The organism is Thermacetogenium phaeum DSM 12270 (assembly GCF_000305935.1).
GTDB lineage: Bacteria > Bacillota > DSM-12270 > Thermacetogeniales > Thermacetogeniaceae > Thermacetogenium > Thermacetogenium phaeum.
Genome location: NC_018870.1, coordinates 2,403,732 through 2,420,322 on the forward strand (window position 1 = coordinate 2,403,732; position 16,591 = coordinate 2,420,322).

Consider the following 16,591-nt stretch of genomic DNA (forward strand, 5'->3'; position numbering starts at 1 on the left):
TATCTTCCCCCTAAATGAATCAAGACCCGGACTTACCCGTCCGGGTCCTGAGAGGAAAACCAATCGTTTTTCTTACCCTTCGCCCCCCTCGGGCACTTTAGAGAAGAAGGGTAACTCCCAAAGGATCAGACCTCTCTCCGGTCGAAGACCCTCTTCGTCTTCTTCTCACTTCTGGGGAGGCTGCCGCAGGGAACGATCTCGACGTCGGCCTGGATCCCGATCACCCTCTTGATGTTCCTCCTGCAGGCTGCCGCCGTTTCTACCGGGTCCGCCCCCGGCTCCCCCTCCACCCGGATGAGGATGGCATCCTTCCCGTTCCGGCGGGAAAGAATCACCTGGTACTCGCTACTTGCTCCCGGGGTGAGTTTTAAGGCGTCATCAATCTGCCCGGGGAAGACCAGCACCCCTTTGACCTTGAAGGACTCGTCGCTGCGCCCCAGGATCCGGTCGATCATGGGGTAGGGGCTGCCGCAGGGGCAGGCCTCCGGGAGGATGCGGGTGATATCCCTGGTGCGGTAACGCACCAACGGCATCCCTTCTTTAGTCAGGGTAGTGATGACCAGTTCGCCTTCCCTACCGGGGGGGAGGACCTCCCCGGTATCCGGGTCGATGATCTCAAAGTAAAGGCAATCGCTCCAGTAGTGAATACCGGCGTGGCAGGGGCAGTCGATGCCGATGCCGGGGCCGTAGATCTCGGTTAACCCGTAAATATCGAAGATATCGATGTTCAGGATGGATGAAATGCGCTGCCGCATCTTCTCCCCCCAGCGCTCCGAACCGAAGATGCCGATCCGCAGAGAGATGCGGTCCCTTAAACCCCTTTTGGCGATCTCCTCTGCCAGCAGGAGCCCGTAAGATGCCGTGCCGATGATGACCGTGGACTTCAGGTCCACCATCATCTCCAGCTGCTTCTCGGTGTTCCCCGGCCCCATGGGAATGGCCATCGCCCCGAGCCTCTCCGTACCTGCCTGAAAGCCGATCCCGGCAGTCCAGAGCCCGTAGCCCGGGGTTATCTGAACGCGGTCGCGCCTTCCCACACCAGCATAGCGCAGACAGCGGGCCATCAACTCGGCAAAGGTATCCACATCATTTCTCGTATAGGGGATGATGATGGGCTTGCCGGTGGTACCTGATGAGGCGTGGATCCTGACGATCTCCTCCTCGTCGGCCGACCGCAGGTACTCGATGGGGTACTGACGCAGCTCCTGCTTCACCGTAAAGGGTACACGGGCAAAATCCTCCGGGGTGCGAATGTCCTCCGGCCTGATCCCCGCCGCCGACAGCTTATCCCTGTAAAAGCTGCTCTTGTCGTAGACGAGCTCCAGCACCTTCCGCAGGGCCGGAAACTGGGAGTTCTGGAGCTTCTCAAAATCGATCAGAGTACGTTCCGTTAGACTTTTGGCCATCCTGACACCGGACCGAACTGCGGCCGGCCCGGGCACCTCCTCTCCCCTGACAAAATAAAACCGGGCCTGCAAAGCCCGGCTCATCCGTCCGCTGAAACTCCACTCGAAGCTTTGCTCAGCTCTCCTCAACTGCTCTCCCCTCGTCTCAAGCTGCGCTGTTCATTTTTTTCCTTTATAGCATGAACCAGGCTTTCCTGTCAATGGGTTTCCCTACATGATCAGGTAATAACAGGATTCGACCTCCTCCTGCCCGGCTTTTGCCAGGCTTGCACGCAGCTGAGACAGCGTCTTGGAGTCGAATTGCTCCGGGTAGTAGCCGAGAACCCTGCGACAAACGGCCACGGTGGCCTGGGATTCCCCGTGTTCTCTCACAAAATCCACGATCCTGCCGATCATTTCGTTCCGGTTCATCTCCGCGTTCATAGCTGTACCCCCTTAAACTCTCTTATTTTGTGCTTATTTTGCGCGGGAAACCTCTTTCTTATCTGCCCCGGAGCAGCTCCGCCCCCTTAACGGCAACCGGCCTCTCAAAATCCCCTTCTATTACCGGAGTTCGACAGTACCGAGGCATTCAGAGCGAAATTTTTGAAGAGCGATCCTTTAATATCAAGGGTTAGCGGGTTTGGGAGTGGAGAAAAAGCGAAAAATGCATAGGCACACGTTTTGTGTTATATCTCTTGTTGTATGGATGGTATGTGTGGTATAATGTGGGCATGTACATCCGAACCATCCAGCGCAAGAACAAAGACGGCTCCGTCGTCCGCTACATCCAGCTTGCCCATAATCAATGGGACCCCCAGGCCAGGTGCGCCAAGGCCAAAGTGCTCTTCAACTTCGGGCGTGAAGAGGAGGTCGACCGGGAGGCATTAAAGCGTCTAGTAAAGAGCATCAACCGGTTCCTGGGGCCCGGGGAGACCCTGCGTTATGAAGCGGAAACAGGTGCAGCACCCCTCAAATTTATCACCAGCCGTCCACTGGGAGGAGCCTGGGTCCTGGACAGGCTCTGGGAAGAGCTGGGGATCAAAGGCGTACTTGAAACCCTGCTCAAGAAGCGGCAGTACAAGACCCCGGTAGAAAGAGCCATCTTTGCCATGGCAGCGAACCGCGCCCTTGATCCCATGTCCAAGCGCGGAGTGGAAGAATGGGTGAAAGAGGACGCCGTGATCCCGGGCGTAGAGGAAATACCCCTGCAGCAGCTCTACCGGGCGATGGACTTTCTTCTGGAGAACGAAGCCGAACTGCAGAAGCAGGTTTATTACTCCGTGGCCAACCTGCTCAACCTGGAAGTAGACATCCTTTACTTCGACACCACCTCCACCTACTTTGAGATCGAGGACGAAGATGAGGATGGCGGACTGCGGCGCCGGGGGCACTCCAAGGACCACCGGCCGGATCTGCCGCAGGCCGTGATCGGCCTGGCCGTCACCAGGGACGGCATCCCGGTGCGCTGCTGGGTGTGGCCGGGCAACACCGCCGACATCTCTGTGGTCGAACAGGTAAAGAAGGACCTCATAGGCTGGAAGCTGGGCCGGGTCATCACCGTGCTGGACCGGGGGTTCAACTCCGAAGACAACCTGCGCTGCCTGCAGCGGGCGGGAGGTCACTACATAGCCGGGGAGAAGCTGCGCAGCGGCAAGGAAAATACCGTGCAAGCCTTAAAGCGGGGAGGCCGCTACCAGACGGTGCGGGACAACCTGGAAGTCAAGGAGATCGTCGTCGGAAACGGCGAGGCCAGGGAGCGCTACATCCTGGTGCGCAACCCCGAAGAGGCTGCCCGGGACAAAGCCAGGCGGGAAAAAATTATCAAGGAACTGGAGGAACAGCTTCCCCATATTAAGACACATGCCAAAGCAGTCTGCGAACTCATGGCCCATCCGGTCTACGGCCGCTACCTGAAGCTGGACTCCCGCAGCCTGCCGAAGATCGACCGGGCCAAGATCAGGGAAGAAGAAAAACTCGACGGCAAATACCTGCTGCGCACCTCGGACGACACCCTCTCCGCCGAAGATGTCGCCCTGGGCTACAAACAGCTGCTGCTGGTGGAAGACGCCTTTCGTACCCTTAAGTCCCGGTTGGAGCTGCGCCCGGTCTACCACCGCCTGGAAGACCGCATCCGCTCCCATGTGCTCCTCTGCTGGCTGGCGCTCTTGCTGATCAGGATTGCCGAGAACAGAACGGGGCAAACCTGGTGCAGCCTCAGGGCCACCCTGCAGAGAATGCAGCTGGGAGAGTTCAGCGGAACAGCCGGTCAGGTACGGCAGCGGACCGAAACCACCCCTGCTCAGAAGCAGATATTCAAGGCGTTAGCCGTCAAAGAACCGCCACTTCTCTTCTCCATTAACCCCACAGCTAAGAAAAACGCCTAGTAACACACCTTTAAAAACATATTCACTGAATTCTGTGTCCCATGCGGCTTCCGGCCTTCTGTTTGTCTATGGACTGTCGAACTCCGGATTAATTTTTCCTAGATTTTAAAGGTATTGGCCCGGAAAATCGTTAAAGCCTGCACCGTAACGGGCTCCTGTTTCCTTTTGGAAACGGAGCGGTTGAGGCTGGTGGTGGACTGCGGATTGTTCCAGGGGAACCGGGAACTGCGCCTCCCCAACTACCGCAACCCCCTGGTGCCGCTCAATACCATCGATCCGCAGAATGCGAGGATAAGGAACTGCAGGAGCTCGAGCTGGCCGTGCAAGAAAGGAAGGAGAGGATCACCCTGCCCCAATAGACAAGGAACAAACGGGGGCTTTGATGCAGTGGACTTTGATGCAGCGGAGAAGAATATATAAGGTGATGGGGAGCTATGAAAGCTCCCCATCACCTTTTAAGCCGCCTCCGCCGGGGTTACCACCTGTCGCGGGATCCTCCCGCAGTCCCCTGTTGACAGGGATAACCCTGGTGCGGCTCAATTCCCGGATATTCCTGGCCCCGGCGCAGAACATCGCCACAACCAGTTCCCTTCTCAGCCGCTCAACGAGCGCAGCCAGTTCCTCGACTCCGGCCGCCGCAGCTCTCAAGAAAGGCAGTCCGATACCGGCCAGCGAGGCCCCCATGGCAATGGATTTGGCGATATCGATGCCGCTCCGGATGCCACCGCTGGCAATAACCGGAACCTGCACCAGGTGTCGGTTCTTCCTGTACTCATGGAGCAAATGGGCGGTCGGCAATCCCCAGGAAACAAAGGCAGCGGCCAGTTGTTTCCCTTCTTCAGACTGCGCCCTGCGGGCCTCGATCAGCGGCCAGCAGGTTCCTCCCGATCCGGCAATGTCAACAGCGTAAACACCAATCGCCGCCAGCTTCCGGGCAACCTCCGCGGAGATGCCGAAACCCACCTCTTTGACGATCACCGGCACGGACAGCGACTTGACGACCTCCTCTATTTTGGGGAGAAGGTTTCCAAAATCCGTGTTCCCCTCCTGCTGCAGGCATTCGTGAAGGGGATTCAAATGGAGGACCAGGGCATCGGCTTCCAGCATGTCCACCGCTTTCTGGCAATGCCCGGCATTGAGGCCGTAGTTCAACTGAACCGCCCCGAGATTGGCGAGCAGAGGCACATCGGGAGCGGATTTTCTGATGCCAAAATAATTCTCACAGGAGGCGTGTTCCAGAGCGATGCGCTGGGAGCCCACACTAAGGGCCAACTTCTTTTCCTGGGCGATCTCCGCCAGGGCCTTAACGATCGGAAAGGTATCCTCGGTGCCTCCGGTAATGGGAGAGATGAGCAGGGGCATGGAAATGGTTTTGTTGAGAAATACTCCCGAGGTGTCGATTTCCGAGAGGGCAATCTCCGGAAGGGCACAATGCTCAAGCTGAAAATCATCAAAACCGGAGCCTGGAAAGCGGTATTCTACGTCCTCTCGGAGAGCAATTTCTACATGCTGGCTTTTACGCCTGGCAATGATCTTTTCCACATCTTTTGAACCGTTCAAGGTCAACACCCCGGGAGAATTTTTTTAAAATCTCACGCCTCAGCGGCGTCTTCTGCGTCAAAACTCAATCCCTTTTTAACCTCGTAATAGCAATCGCACAGTCGGGGCAGACCTGCTCACAGATGCGGCAGGCCTTACAGAGTTCGGCAGTGGGAGCAACCGTCGGCGTCCCGTACACACCCAGGTTATGCGACCACTCCAGGGCGCGCTCAGGGCACTTTTCCCTGCAGAGGCCGCACCCCTTACAGAGCCCCGCAAAGATGGTAAACAACGCCTTTCCCTTGCCTACTTCGGTGCTGAAAGCCTTATGCGAGTAGCCGGCCGCTGTCTGCTGCTCCATTTATTGCACCCCCATTTCCGCCACCATGGCGACACCCTTCTCCAGGGCGCGGAAGTTGAGCTCCCGGAGGTCGGGGTCTTTTTCGAACTTGTAACCGAGCCTGTTCTCGATGGCCTCTTTGGCCTTCTCCACCGTGGTTACTCCCGTTGCTCCGATGACGGCGCCCATGATCAGGACGTTAAACACCCGCGGGTGCAGTTCCTTGTTGGCGGTCTCCAGAGCGGGGATCACCAGGATCTTCCTGGCATTTTGGGGGAGGTCGTTCTCTACGCCTTGGATGCTGGAATCATAGACAAAGAGAGTCGAGGGGCCGGAATGCATCCTGATCCGGCGCACCGCCCGATCGCTGAGGGCGATGACGATATCCCCGGTCTTGAACTTGGGCGCACCGATCCTCTCATCTCCGATCTGGACATAGGCGATGGAGACGCCACCCCTCTGCTCGACTCCAAAGTTGGGGATATAGAGGATCTCTTTGCCTTCCAGAGCGGCGGCATCCGTGAGGATCTGGGCTACCGACTGCACACCCTGACCGCCTTCCCCGGCAAGGACGATCTTGACTGTCTTACCCATCTCTTACTCCTCCCTCCCGCCGGTGACCCGGAATTCGCCGGTAGGGAAATACCGGGGCATGACGTTTTCCACGAAGTCCCAGGTCTTCTCAGCATTGGTGCGCCAGTTGGTGGGGCAGGTGGAGAGGGCCTCGACGAAGGAGAAACCTCTGCCGGTCATCTGGTTCACCAGGGCCTTCATGATGTATTTCTTCAGCTGGCGGAACCTGGCGATGGTCCCCCTGGCGACATACGCCCCCTCATGGGAAATGGCCGCCACCATCTCGGGGCCGAGCATCGGGTAGCCGGCATCCTTGATATCCCGCCCGTAGGGAGTGGTCTCCGTCTTCTGATCGGGCATGGTGGTAGGTGCCATCTGTCCACCGGTCATGGCGTAGACGGTGTTGTTGACCAGGATCACCGTTATCAGATCATTCCGGTTGGCGGCGTTGACCAGGTGCTGGGAACCGATGGCGTAGCCGCCTCCGTCCCCCATGTAGGCGATGGTGATAAGCTCCGGATTGGCCCGCTTGATCCCGACCATAACGGGTGTTGTTCTCCCGTGATGGGTCTGGACGGTATCGACATTGAAAAAGTCCCAGGACAAAAGGGAGCATCCGATATCGCATCCAAACACCACCCGGTCCTGGATCCCCAGCTCGTCTATTGCCTCACCGAGCGCTTTGAGAACCAGCCCGTGGCCGCATCCGGGGCAGAACTTGTGGGGCTTGGATGCCCGGTTCCAGCTTTTAGGCATCTTAGGCTCTACGATCAGCTTCTCCGTTACCTGCACTCCTAGTCGCACTCCTTTCCGCTCAAGAGCACAACGGCAAGCTCGCCGATTTCCTCGGGAGTCAGGCCGACACCGGGCTTGAGCAGGGTCTTGATGGGCACATCCATGCCGTAGAGGTTATCCCGGACGATTTTCAGGAGCTGGCCGTAGGCAGATTCCACAACCAACAGCTGCTTCGCCTGGGCGGCCGCCTGACGCAGCTGCTCTTTAGGAAAAGGCCTTAAAGTAATCGGCCGGAAGTAGCCGATTTTCTTGCCCTCTGCAGCCATTTCTTGAACTGCCATGGCGGCGGAACGGAAGACAACGCCGTGGGCTATGACCAGCAGATCGGCACCGTCGGTATTAAAGGTGTCATATTCCATTATCTCAGGAGCGGCTTTTTCATACTCCTCTATATCCCGTTCCAGGACCTCCAGCAGCTCCTCCTCGACGTTGTAGGTGTTGCGGAGATGGGCCGGGGGCCTGTCCACCCCGGGGGTCCCGGATCGGCCGAGAAAGGGTTCCGTAGGAACCATCTCTATGCCGCGGGCGACGGGATCGTAGATATACAACGATTCCCTCATCTTGGCCTGGTAGCCGTCGGAAAGCACGAATGTGGGAAAACGGTACTTCCAGGCCGTGTTGAAGGCCTTAATCGTGTAGTCATAAAGCTCCTGGTGCGACGATGTTGAATAGACAACCCGCAGCCCCTCCCCGTTGCCGCCGTAGCAGGTGAGGGTAACCTCCTGCTGGGAGTAGATCACCGTAGCGGTGGATGGGCCACCGCGCTGCTGAATGACAACGACTGTAGGGATGCGCATGGCTTCCGCCATCGACATCGGTTCCTGCATCAGCACGTTCCCCGGCCCGGCGGTGGCGGTGAAGGCGCGCTTGCCCGAGAGCACACCGCCAATCGTGGTGAACCCGGCAGACAGCTCGTCCTCAGTCTGCAGAAACTTCCTCTTGTAGCGCGGGGCGAGCCTCGTCCAGTACTGCATGATCTCGTTTTGCGGGGTGATCGGGTAGCCGTACATGATCTCGGCTCCGGCGGCCAGGGCAGCCCAGGCCACCGCCTCGTTCCCGGTCATAAAGACCTTGCGCTCCCCTTCGACAGGTTTGGAATCCATAAAGAATCCACCTCTTTGTACTTGGAATAGAGAAGAACAACAAGGGTCAGATAGAGCTTTTTAATTCATGCAACCTGCACTCACTGCGGTGCTCCATCCGAAATCTATCACAGTCCCTGTTCGGACTTGATTTCCACCAATTCACCCCAGCGCCGCGTGTAGTTGTTGGGTATCTCCAGAAGATCCAGAATCCTGCTTACGAGATGCATGACCAGATCATCAATGGTTTGCGGCCTGTTATAGAAAGCCGGCACCGGGGGAACAATGATCGCGCCGGCCCTGGTCAGCTTGAGCAGGTTCTCAAGATGGATCTCGTTCAACGGGGTCTCCCTGGCTACGAGGATAAGGCGGCGCCGCTCCTTCAAAATGACATCGGCAGCCCGGGCCACCAGGTTATCCGTATAGCCGTGCGCAACGGCGGCGACGGTTTTCATACTGCAGGGGACGATCACCATTCCGGAAACAGGAAAGGAACCGCTTGCAATGCGTGCTCCGACATCCTCCACATCATAGCAGTAGTCGGCCATCTTCATAACCTGCTCCGGTTGATAAGGCGTTTCCAGGGATATCGTCTTCTCGGCCCAGCGGCTCATAACGAGATGGGTCTCCACCCCTTCGCTATCGCGCAGAGCCTCGAGCGTTCTGATCCCGTAGATCGCTCCGGTAGCGCCGGTTATGGCAACGATCAACCTTTTTTTTGCCATCTCGCCTCTCCTTTTGAAAGTGATATCTTTTGCCCACCCATTGATACCGGCATACTATGATTTTGCCCCGGCACCATCCACCCTCTCCGGCAATTGCTCTTTCTTATTCTGAGAGGAAAGGACGATGCCGATGAGCACGAAAAAACACCCGATCAACTGATAATAGTGAATCTCTTCCCGGAGGAACAGAGCCGCGATAACCATGGCGAAAACAGGTATCAGGTTGTAGAAAATTGCGGCAACGGCAACTCCGAGACGGTGGATCCCCGTGTACCACCAGATTAAAGCGATAACAGAAGCAAACAGTCCGAGATACAGCATCCCTGAAACCACAGGCCAGGTTAAAGCGGCAAAATTATAGTCCCTCAATTCCAGAGCAGCGGCAATCAGACAAAATGGCAGCGCCGCCAGCGTGCTGTAAGCAACGGTTTCCATCGGGCCTGTTGTTTGCATCACCTTTTTCCCGTAAACCGAAAAAAACGCCCAGATAACGGTATCCGCCAGGACGATCAGGTCTCCATTGTTGAACGACAGATTAACGATGTTTGCCCAGGAGCCGTGACTGGCTATCAAAAAAATGCCGGCTAAGGATATCAAAGCTCCCAGATACTGTTGCATAGAAACCTTTTCGCTCAGCATAAGAACGCCCATAAATATCGTCACAATCGGGCAAAAAGCATTGATAATTGTGGCATTAACGGCGCTGGTGTAGCGCAAACTGGTATAGATAAGGCTGTTGAACAAAAACACACCGGTTAAGCCTAAAATCAAAAACTGCACAAAACTACCTGCAGGAGGGAGCTTCCTGCGCCTGGACAGCAGCCAGCCGCCCAAAATTATGGACGCCAGCAAGGCACGGCAGGCCATTATGGTAAACGGGGGTACGGATGCCGCCAGGGCCTTTCCGATAATAAAGTTTGTACTCCAGATAAGGGATACACCCAACAGCATGAGATAGGCACCAAGCACGAGTAGCTCCCCTTTACCTCTGTTATTAGTTAAGTTACTCAGCTAGTGAGAATTTACCATCTGCGCCCTCAAAAACTCGAATCGACTTGGGCCTGGCTAGATCTCGCTGATCATGTACATCCAAAAGCCGGCGCCACGAGTGTACCCCCTAAAACAGATATTATTGTACCTCAAATTCAAAGCAGGTTGCTAATAGCATCCCTACTGCACCATCGACATCTTCGGCAGCCAGAGGTACAGCTGCGGGAAGTATGTGATGATGATCAAGGCTATAATAAACACGACAAAGAAGGGCGGGACCGCCCTGGCAATATCCTCCAAACGCCTCTTGAAAATACTTTGGATTACATACAAATTCAAGCCGAACGGCGGCGTGAACATACCGATGGCCAGGTTCACCGTAAAGACGATCCCGAGATGCAGGAGATCGATCCCCAGTGAAGCCGCTACCGGTGCCACGACAGGCGCCAGGACCAGCACTGCCGACGTGGGATCGAAAAAGCAGCCGACGATTATCAAAATAACGTTCAGAAGCATCAGGAACATAAGCGGGCTCAGCCCGTTTAAGGCCTGCTTCAGCATCTCCGGCACCTGGGCCATCGCCAGCGCCTGGGAGAAGACCGTGCTGGCAGCTATCAGAATAAAGATCTGCCCGGTTAGTTTGGTTGTGTCCTTGATACATTCCTTTATCACAGGAGGTTTCAGCTCCTTGTAAAAGAGGAACGGCAGCAGGAAAGCGTAAACTGCCGAGACCGCTCCCGCCTCGGTCGGGGTAAATGCCCCTTTGTAGATCCCGCCCAGCACGATAACGGGGAGTATCAACACCGGCAGTCCCTTTAATGTCATTTTGGCAGCGTATTTGAGATCAAACTTGACATCTTGACCTGCGGGCTTGCTCACAAACCAGATGTAACTGCACAGGCAGACGCCGATAATGATAGCGGGCACCACCCCGGCCAGAAACAGGGCTCCGATGGAGGCATTGGTTGCCGTCGCGAACAGGATCATATTAATGCTCGGCGGCATGACGATGGCCAGGGCGCCTGCAGAGGCGAACATACCAAGCGCGAACTTTTCGCTGTTGCTCTTCGAAACAACAGGAAACATAACCCTTCCTATAGTACCCGCAGCCGCCGGAGCCGAACCGGACATGGCACCGAAAAGCTCGTTGGCAAGAATGGCGGCGATCGGAATCCCGCCCCTTACCTTAACCAGCCAGGGCGTAAAACTCTTCACCAGCCTGTCCGCAAAAGAACTCTTTTCCATGAAGGACCCGGCCAACAGGAAAAAGGGGACCGCCGTCAAAGTGAACTTGGCGACACCGTCGTACAGCCCTGTGATGACCATATCGATCGGGATCTGCTGCACTATCAGCAGGATGTACAGCCCGGCTCCCAGAAGACCGACATAAATGGGCAGGCCCATAACAATGCAGATTATGAGGATGGCTATACCCCAGAACATGTGCCCTCATCCTCCTTCATCCCGACGACCTCCGCTGCAGGGGCATCAGTGATGGGATGCACCAGTCTCGCCATTATCATGCAGGCGAGCGCCAGAGGGATGACCAGGTAGGCGATCCACAAGGGGAAACCGATCGCTTGGGTGGTCATATTTAATTCCCCGTTGCGCATCACGATGACCATTCCGGCGTAGAGGAGATACCCGCTCAGAAAAACGGTTACCGCACACCTCAACACGTCAACGGCACGTCTGACCTTTTCCCCCAATGCCCGGTATAGGGCGGTCATCGCCAGCTGTTCATTGTCATTTTCCAGCAGCCCCTGGGAGAGATAGACCATCCAGACCAGGGCCAAAACGCTGACCTCTTCCCCCCAGACGAAAGGCCTGCTGAAGACATAGCGGGCGACAACATTAATAAAAGCGCTTGCGGTACATACCAGCAGTAAGACGCCAGAAATGCTATCCAGGCATGTTAATATCCTTCGGAGATGCTTTCGCAGCTGGACCACAGATTTCTTCGCTCCTTTAAAGTAAATTGCCATCCGCTGACTGCCTGCGGGGTGGCCGGCTTTGGAGACCGGCCACCCCGCGGCTGAAATTAACTACCTATCGCTTTCTTGAGACTCTCATAGATCGGTTTGGCGTCCGGGTTATCCTTCAAAAACGTCTCGTGGACCACCTTGCTTGCTTCTTCAAGCTGGGCTCTCAGCTGGGGAGAGGCTTCGATTACCTGCACTCCTGCCGCCTTCATATCATCGAGGGCTTTCTGCTGCAGCTCCCTGGCAAACTTCTCAGCATTGGGCTGGATTTCCTTGGCGCTCTCCAGGATGATCTCCCTTAAGTCGGAGGGAAGCCCTTCAAGCCACTTCTTGTTCATCATAAATATTGTAACCTCGGCACCTTTCGGTTCGTAAAAGATGTATTTGGCCACTTCGTAGTATTTCCCCATCCAGAAGAACTGTGGAGCGCTTTCCAATCCGTCAATAGCTCCCTGCTGCAGTGCCGTGTACAATTCCGGCACATCCATCGGAACCCCGGTACCACCCCAGCTGTTGATTTCATCGATCAGCACCTTTGCTCCCATGATGCGGACCTTTTTCCCTTTAAACGAATCCATGCTGTCGACGGGGAATTTCAGGAGTAAAACGCGGTCACCGTAGGAGTAAAAACTGGCGGCCACCAGACCGCGTTCCTCCAGGTAACTGCGCAAATCATCGCCTGCCGGCCCGTTGAGCATTTCCGTCGCCGTCCAGACGTCGGGGAAAAAGTAGGGCAGGTCGACGACAGTCAAAACATCACAAAAGCCTCCCAGGAAAGCCGTGGGTTCCAACAGACCGTGAATGGTCCCGGCCTGCAGCCCCTGCAGCATCTGGGCGTTGCTTCCCAACTGACAAGACGGGTAAAGCTGCACCTCTATCCTGCCGTTGCTCTTCTTCTCAACAACTTCCTTGAATAGTTCCATCTCGTGAGTTTGCGGATCATTGGTCGTCGGAGTGGCAACCCTCATTACAACCTTTTTACCGCCGTCATTCGTTCCGCCTTTTGACTCGTTCTGACCCTGACTGCAACCGCCGAGAAAAACAACTACGGCAAAGATCAACAGGACAGGAAAGACGAACCAGGTAAACACCTTTTTCGGCACTGGGTTAACCCCCTTCTTTTTTTATTTTTATAAAATGCTTTACCTGTTGGCAGGCAACTCTTGCACCCCTATCCCACTCAGTGCTCCTATTGCAGCCCCCCTATAAAAGGGGAGGGAAGCAGCGGCCAAAGGTCGCTCTTCCCGGGTTGAACGGCTCTTATTACAGATACTGCGACAGATCCAGATCCTTTGCTCCGGGCACATTGACGGTTTCCGGCCACCCCTCGAGCGGCTTGGTGGCGTCGATGCCGATCTTGGTCACCAGCAGCTCATTGGTGCAGGTCGGGTCGAGAGCATTGGTCTTGGCGTTCGGGATGACGAAGACGTTGCCCTGCGGTCTTAAACGGGTGCTTAGCGCCAGCAGCACGGCGGAATCATTGAAGATGTCCACATCATCGTCGACAACCACACACAACTTAATGAACGGATCGGCGCCGATAGCTGCGGCGATAGCGTTCTTGGCTTCCCCTTCATGCCGCTTCTTGATGCTGATATAGCAGGTGAAACGGCAGCAGCCGGACGGAGGCATATAAACATCCTTCACCGTTGGGCAGGCGGCCCGGACGGTCCGGTAGATGGTGCTCAACCGCGGCGTCCCACCGAGGAGTTGGTGATCGATGTGGCCGGAGAAAACATCCAGGTAGATCGGGTTCTTGCGCATGGTTATGGCAGTGATCCTGATAAACGGGTTTTCCCTGACCTTGCCGTAAACGGTGGTGTATTCCCCGAAGGGCCCGTCCATCGCCGTATCTCCCGGGTAGATCATTCCCTCGAGAACAATCTCGGCATCCGCCGGAACCTCTAAATCAACGGTCTTGCATTTTACCAGGCGCAGCGGCTCCTGCATATAACCGCCCATAATGGTGTACTCGTCCACACCGTACGGCACAAAACTGAGCGCTCCCATGTAGACAAGGGGGTGATGGCCTATGGTTATGGCCACAGGCTCCGGCTCTCCCCTGTCCATGTACTTGTCGAAGATCAGGCGTCCATGACCGGTCTCAGCCAGGTGAATGCCGATCTGGTTTTTACCCTGCAGCATATGCCTGTAAATACCCACGTTGCGGATACCCGTCTCCGGGTCCTTGCCAACCAGCATACCGGCGGTGATGTACGGCCCGGCGTCCTTTTCGTTATGGGTGAACAGCGGCAGTTTGGTCAAATCGACCTGATCCCCGGTCCAGACGACTTCCTGCACAGGGGCATCTTCAACCATTACCGGCTCCAGGGGATTGGCTTCCCTTTCCCGCAGCACCCTGTTCAGGTCTTCCCCTGTCGTGCCGAAGGCCATGGCAATGCGCTCACGGTCCGCAAAAAGGTTGCTGACCACGGGGATATCTGAATCCTTAACTTTTTCGAATAAAACTGCAGGATACTTCCGCTGCTCCTCCAGCTTCTGGAGCACACCGGTAGCCTCGAACTTCGGAGCGACCTCTTTTTTCACCCTGACCAGATGCTCACTATTATTTTCCAGTGACTTCAAAAATGACCTGAGATCGTACATCCATTAATCCTCCTTATATAATTGGTACTACCCTAACTAATATTGGGTTGCACGACATTAACAGTTTAACTATTTGCCCTTGCTCATGGAGACGGCGTTCTGCGGGCAGACTTCCATGCACATTCCGCAGCCATCGCATACCTCGGGGTTGACTATCGCTCCCGCTTTCGTCAGCTTGATGGCAGCATAGAAGCAGCTCCTGATGCAGGTACCGCATTTGTTGCACTTCTTGAAGTCTACTACCGCATGTACCCCTTCCGGCTCCCTCTCGATGTCTCTCGTCTTCAGTATGTTCGGCAGCGCCACCCCCCGAATCTCGTCCAGCGAGCTGTAGCCCTTGCTGTCCAGCCAGGCGTTGATGTTCTCTACCCACTTCTTGCTGATGTTGTAACCCTGCAGCATGATCCCCGCACCAGACTGCACCAGACTGGCCCCTACCATTGTGTAGCGGATGATGTCCTGCCAGTCCCATACTCCCAATCCGGCTATGATCGGAATGTTCAGCCTCCTCGCCGCCTGGCTCACTATCTTCAGCCCGTAGCCGATGAGGTAGGGCCCTCCCCAGCCTCCCATGGCTCCGGGACCAATCGGCCTGGCCGTCTCAATGTCAATCATGATCCCCGATAAGCGGGCCGAAAGATTGACCGCCATCGCTCCCGCTTTCTCCACTTCTTCCGCTATCGCTACCGGATCCGCTGCCTGCGGCGAAATCTTCACGCTGAACGGTTTCTTCAGTATCCCGGCACACAGTTTGGTGATCTCAGGACAGAGTTCTACCGCCCCAGCTCCCATCTTCACTCCCATGTCCGCCGCAAAGGGGCAGGAGACGTTCAGTTCTACCCAGTCCGCTTTGGTCTCATTGACCATCTTGCACATGGCCTCCCATTCGTCCATGGTCGCACCCGATAGGCTGGCCATGATTACCCCTTCGTCTCCTACCATGTCCTTCGCTTTGTTGATGTCGTCCATGTACTCTTCGTACCCATAGTGCGAGCACTCTTCCAGCGAGTGCAGGGTGAAGGCGTGCGGCAGTTCGTTCGGATACCCCGGGTAATCTTTGTAGTCAAACAGTTTGAACCGCGGCCGCGGAAATTTCCGCCCCAGTTTACCACTCTCGCCAAACAGCGACTTCGCTATGGCTCCCGCCGCACCTCCGTCAATACCCCTCTTCATCCCATACCTGTCCATCGTCGGTGTCGCCGATGCCAATATCACCGGATTCTTAAACTTTACTCCCGCTACTTCTACACTCAGATCCGCCATGTCTCTTCCTCCTTATTAAAAATCTAAACTTAAAATTGGATAGCTTTGTAATAAGAACTCATCCCTCCGACGACCCTTTGCTCTCCTGCTACCACCTCCACAGCTGAATTTATCTGCAGGGGTACGACAATAATACAGCAGTTATACTATGTATATACTGCCAACATACCCCTTGTATACAATTGGAAGTAAAAAATCCTGCCCCCTAGCGGAATACCTCCGACGTCTTTCTACACACCTCAATTGTGCTCTCCTTAACATTCCTAAGGTGCTGCCTCAACAGCCGCTCGGCCTCTTCGAGATCACGCATCTTGAGAGCAGCTACAATTTCTAGGTGCTCCTGCTTGGACTGCTGGAGCCTGTGCGGTTTCATGGCGGCGATATGGCGCAGCCTTTCCATTTGGGAATTAAGGTTATTGAGAATTTGAGCCAGGCGGCGGTTGCCTCCGTGCTTGACGATCAGGTCATGCAGTCTGCGATCGCTGTCGTAAAACTTTTCATTGGAACTATCGTACTCTAATGAACGCAACAGGATCTCTATTTCATATAGCTCCTCGTCGGTAATATCGTTGATCGCCGTCTTCAACGCCAGGACTTCCAGCGTCTCCCGCAGCGCAAAGATCTCCTCCAGGTCCTGTGTGGTAATTTCCTCAACAAAAGTACCCCGCAGCGGAATGTGCCGGACCAATCCCTCCGCCTCCAACTGCTTCAGGGCCTCCCGTACGGGAGTCCTGCTGATCCCCAGTACATTGGAGATCTCCTGTTCGGCTATCGCCACCCCCGGTGGCAACTTGTTGGTAACGATGGCGTTGTACAGGTATTCATAAGCCTTCTGCTGCCGAGTATCTCTAACAACCATCCTCTTTCACCTGCGCTTGTGACGTAATGACAAGCCTTAAGCTTGTTACTGCCGAGTAGGCATA

17 protein-coding genes are annotated in these 16,591 nt (G+C 55.5%); 2 read left to right on the forward strand and 15 right to left on the reverse strand.

Going from position 1 to position 16,591, the window contains the following annotated elements:
* Nucleotides 1–125: 125 nt before the first annotated feature.
* Together TPH_RS11840 and TPH_RS11845 are read right to left on the reverse strand one after the other, a co-directional pair.
* Nucleotides 126–1,535, reverse strand: coding sequence for a phenylacetate--CoA ligase family protein (locus TPH_RS11840; RefSeq protein WP_015051432.1), 1,410 nt, complete (start codon nt 1,533–1,535; stop codon nt 126–128).
* An 81-nt stretch (nt 1,536–1,616) separates the two neighbouring features.
* The gene (locus TPH_RS11845) at nt 1,617–1,829 is read right to left on the reverse strand and encodes a hypothetical protein (RefSeq protein WP_015051433.1); all 213 of its coding nucleotides are present in this window, start codon (nt 1,827–1,829) and stop codon (nt 1,617–1,619) included.
* A gap of 272 nt (nt 1,830–2,101) precedes the next feature.
* Here TPH_RS11845 and TPH_RS11850 point away from each other — a divergent pair, with 272 nt between their 5' ends.
* Nucleotides 2,102–3,772, forward strand: a complete 1,671-nt coding sequence (locus TPH_RS11850) for an IS1634 family transposase (RefSeq protein WP_081578674.1) — start codon at nt 2,102–2,104, stop codon at nt 3,770–3,772.
* A gap of 114 nt (nt 3,773–3,886) precedes the next feature.
* Complete coding sequence (locus TPH_RS11855) at nt 3,887–4,192, forward strand: MBL fold metallo-hydrolase (RefSeq protein ID WP_028991316.1); 306 nt, start codon at nt 3,887–3,889, stop codon at nt 4,190–4,192.
* 12 nt (nt 4,193–4,204) lie between these two features.
* Here the strand turns inward: TPH_RS11855 and fni are convergent, their stop codons facing one another.
* From fni to TPH_RS11920, 13 genes are all read right to left on the reverse strand, one after another.
* On the reverse strand, nt 4,205–5,332 hold the full coding sequence (fni, locus tag TPH_RS11860; RefSeq protein WP_049886129.1) for a type 2 isopentenyl-diphosphate Delta-isomerase: 1,128 nt from the start codon (nt 5,330–5,332) through the stop codon (nt 4,205–4,207).
* A 64-nt stretch (nt 5,333–5,396) separates the two neighbouring features.
* Nucleotides 5,397–5,672 carry an ATP-binding protein gene (locus TPH_RS11865; protein WP_015051436.1) on the reverse strand — a complete coding sequence of 92 codons (276 nt, stop codon included), beginning with the start codon at nt 5,670–5,672 and terminating at the stop codon, nt 5,397–5,399.
* A complete protein-coding gene (locus TPH_RS11870; protein WP_015051437.1) occupies nt 5,673–6,245 on the reverse strand; it encodes a 2-oxoacid:acceptor oxidoreductase family protein in 573 nt (190 codons plus the stop codon).
* A 3-nt stretch (nt 6,246–6,248) separates the two neighbouring features.
* A complete protein-coding gene (locus TPH_RS11875) occupies nt 6,249–7,016 on the reverse strand; it encodes a thiamine pyrophosphate-dependent enzyme (RefSeq protein WP_015051438.1) in 768 nt (255 codons plus the stop codon).
* A 2-nt stretch (nt 7,017–7,018) separates the two neighbouring features.
* Nucleotides 7,019–8,122: a transketolase C-terminal domain-containing protein gene (locus TPH_RS11880; protein ID WP_015051439.1), complete on the reverse strand. Its 1,104-nt coding sequence runs from the start codon at nt 8,120–8,122 to the stop codon at nt 7,019–7,021.
* A gap of 107 nt (nt 8,123–8,229) precedes the next feature.
* The gene (locus TPH_RS11885; protein WP_015051440.1) at nt 8,230–8,826 is read right to left on the reverse strand and encodes a UbiX family flavin prenyltransferase; all 597 of its coding nucleotides are present in this window, start codon (nt 8,824–8,826) and stop codon (nt 8,230–8,232) included.
* Between the two features lie 54 nt (nt 8,827–8,880).
* Nucleotides 8,881–9,795 (reverse strand): DMT family transporter, encoded by a 915-nt coding sequence (locus TPH_RS11890; protein WP_015051441.1) that lies wholly within the window; start codon nt 9,793–9,795, stop codon nt 8,881–8,883.
* A gap of 201 nt (nt 9,796–9,996) precedes the next feature.
* Nucleotides 9,997–11,259 (reverse strand): TRAP transporter large permease, encoded by a 1,263-nt coding sequence (locus TPH_RS11895; protein ID WP_015051442.1) that lies wholly within the window; start codon nt 11,257–11,259, stop codon nt 9,997–9,999.
* The gene (locus TPH_RS11900) at nt 11,244–11,801 is read right to left on the reverse strand and encodes a TRAP transporter small permease (RefSeq protein WP_028991315.1); all 558 of its coding nucleotides are present in this window, start codon (nt 11,799–11,801) and stop codon (nt 11,244–11,246) included. Before TPH_RS11900 ends, TPH_RS11895 begins: the two co-directional genes overlap by 16 nt.
* 56 nt (nt 11,802–11,857) lie before the next feature.
* Complete coding sequence (locus TPH_RS11905) at nt 11,858–12,901, reverse strand: TRAP transporter substrate-binding protein (RefSeq protein WP_015051444.1); 1,044 nt, start codon at nt 12,899–12,901, stop codon at nt 11,858–11,860.
* A gap of 160 nt (nt 12,902–13,061) precedes the next feature.
* Nucleotides 13,062–14,405: a UbiD family decarboxylase gene (locus tag TPH_RS11910; protein ID WP_015051445.1), complete on the reverse strand. Its 1,344-nt coding sequence runs from the start codon at nt 14,403–14,405 to the stop codon at nt 13,062–13,064.
* 69 nt (nt 14,406–14,474) lie between these two features.
* Nucleotides 14,475–15,668, reverse strand: a complete 1,194-nt coding sequence (locus tag TPH_RS11915) for a 4Fe-4S binding protein (RefSeq protein ID WP_015051446.1) — start codon at nt 15,666–15,668, stop codon at nt 14,475–14,477.
* Between the two features lie 205 nt (nt 15,669–15,873).
* Complete coding sequence (locus tag TPH_RS11920) at nt 15,874–16,527, reverse strand: GntR family transcriptional regulator (RefSeq protein ID WP_015051447.1); 654 nt, start codon at nt 16,525–16,527, stop codon at nt 15,874–15,876.
* Between the last annotated feature and the right edge of the window lie 64 nt (nt 16,528–16,591).

Coding starts and splice junctions, on each gene's coding strand:
- TPH_RS11865 (WP_015051436.1), bottom strand. CDS start 5,672: ATGGAGCAGCAGACAGCGGCCGGCTACTCGCATAAGGCTTTCAGCACC.
- TPH_RS11870 (WP_015051437.1), bottom strand. CDS start 6,245: ATGGGTAAGACAGTCAAGATCGTCCTTGCCGGGGAAGGCGGTCAGGGT.
- TPH_RS11880 (WP_015051439.1), bottom strand. CDS start 8,122: ATGGATTCCAAACCTGTCGAAGGGGAGCGCAAGGTCTTTATGACCGGG.
- TPH_RS11885 (WP_015051440.1), bottom strand. CDS start 8,826: ATGGCAAAAAAAAGGTTGATCGTTGCCATAACCGGCGCTACCGGAGCG.
- TPH_RS11895 (WP_015051442.1), bottom strand. CDS start 11,259: ATGTTCTGGGGTATAGCCATCCTCATAATCTGCATTGTTATGGGCCTG.
- TPH_RS11900 (WP_028991315.1), bottom strand. CDS start 11,801: ATGGCAATTTACTTTAAAGGAGCGAAGAAATCTGTGGTCCAGCTGCGA.
- TPH_RS11845 (WP_015051433.1), bottom strand. CDS start 1,829: ATGAACGCGGAGATGAACCGGAACGAAATGATCGGCAGGATCGTGGAT.
- TPH_RS11915 (WP_015051446.1), bottom strand. CDS start 15,668: ATGGCGGATCTGAGTGTAGAAGTAGCGGGAGTAAAGTTTAAGAATCCG.
- TPH_RS11910 (WP_015051445.1), bottom strand. CDS start 14,405: ATGTACGATCTCAGGTCATTTTTGAAGTCACTGGAAAATAATAGTGAG.
- TPH_RS11920 (WP_015051447.1), bottom strand. CDS start 16,527: ATGGTTGTTAGAGATACTCGGCAGCAGAAGGCTTATGAATACCTGTAC.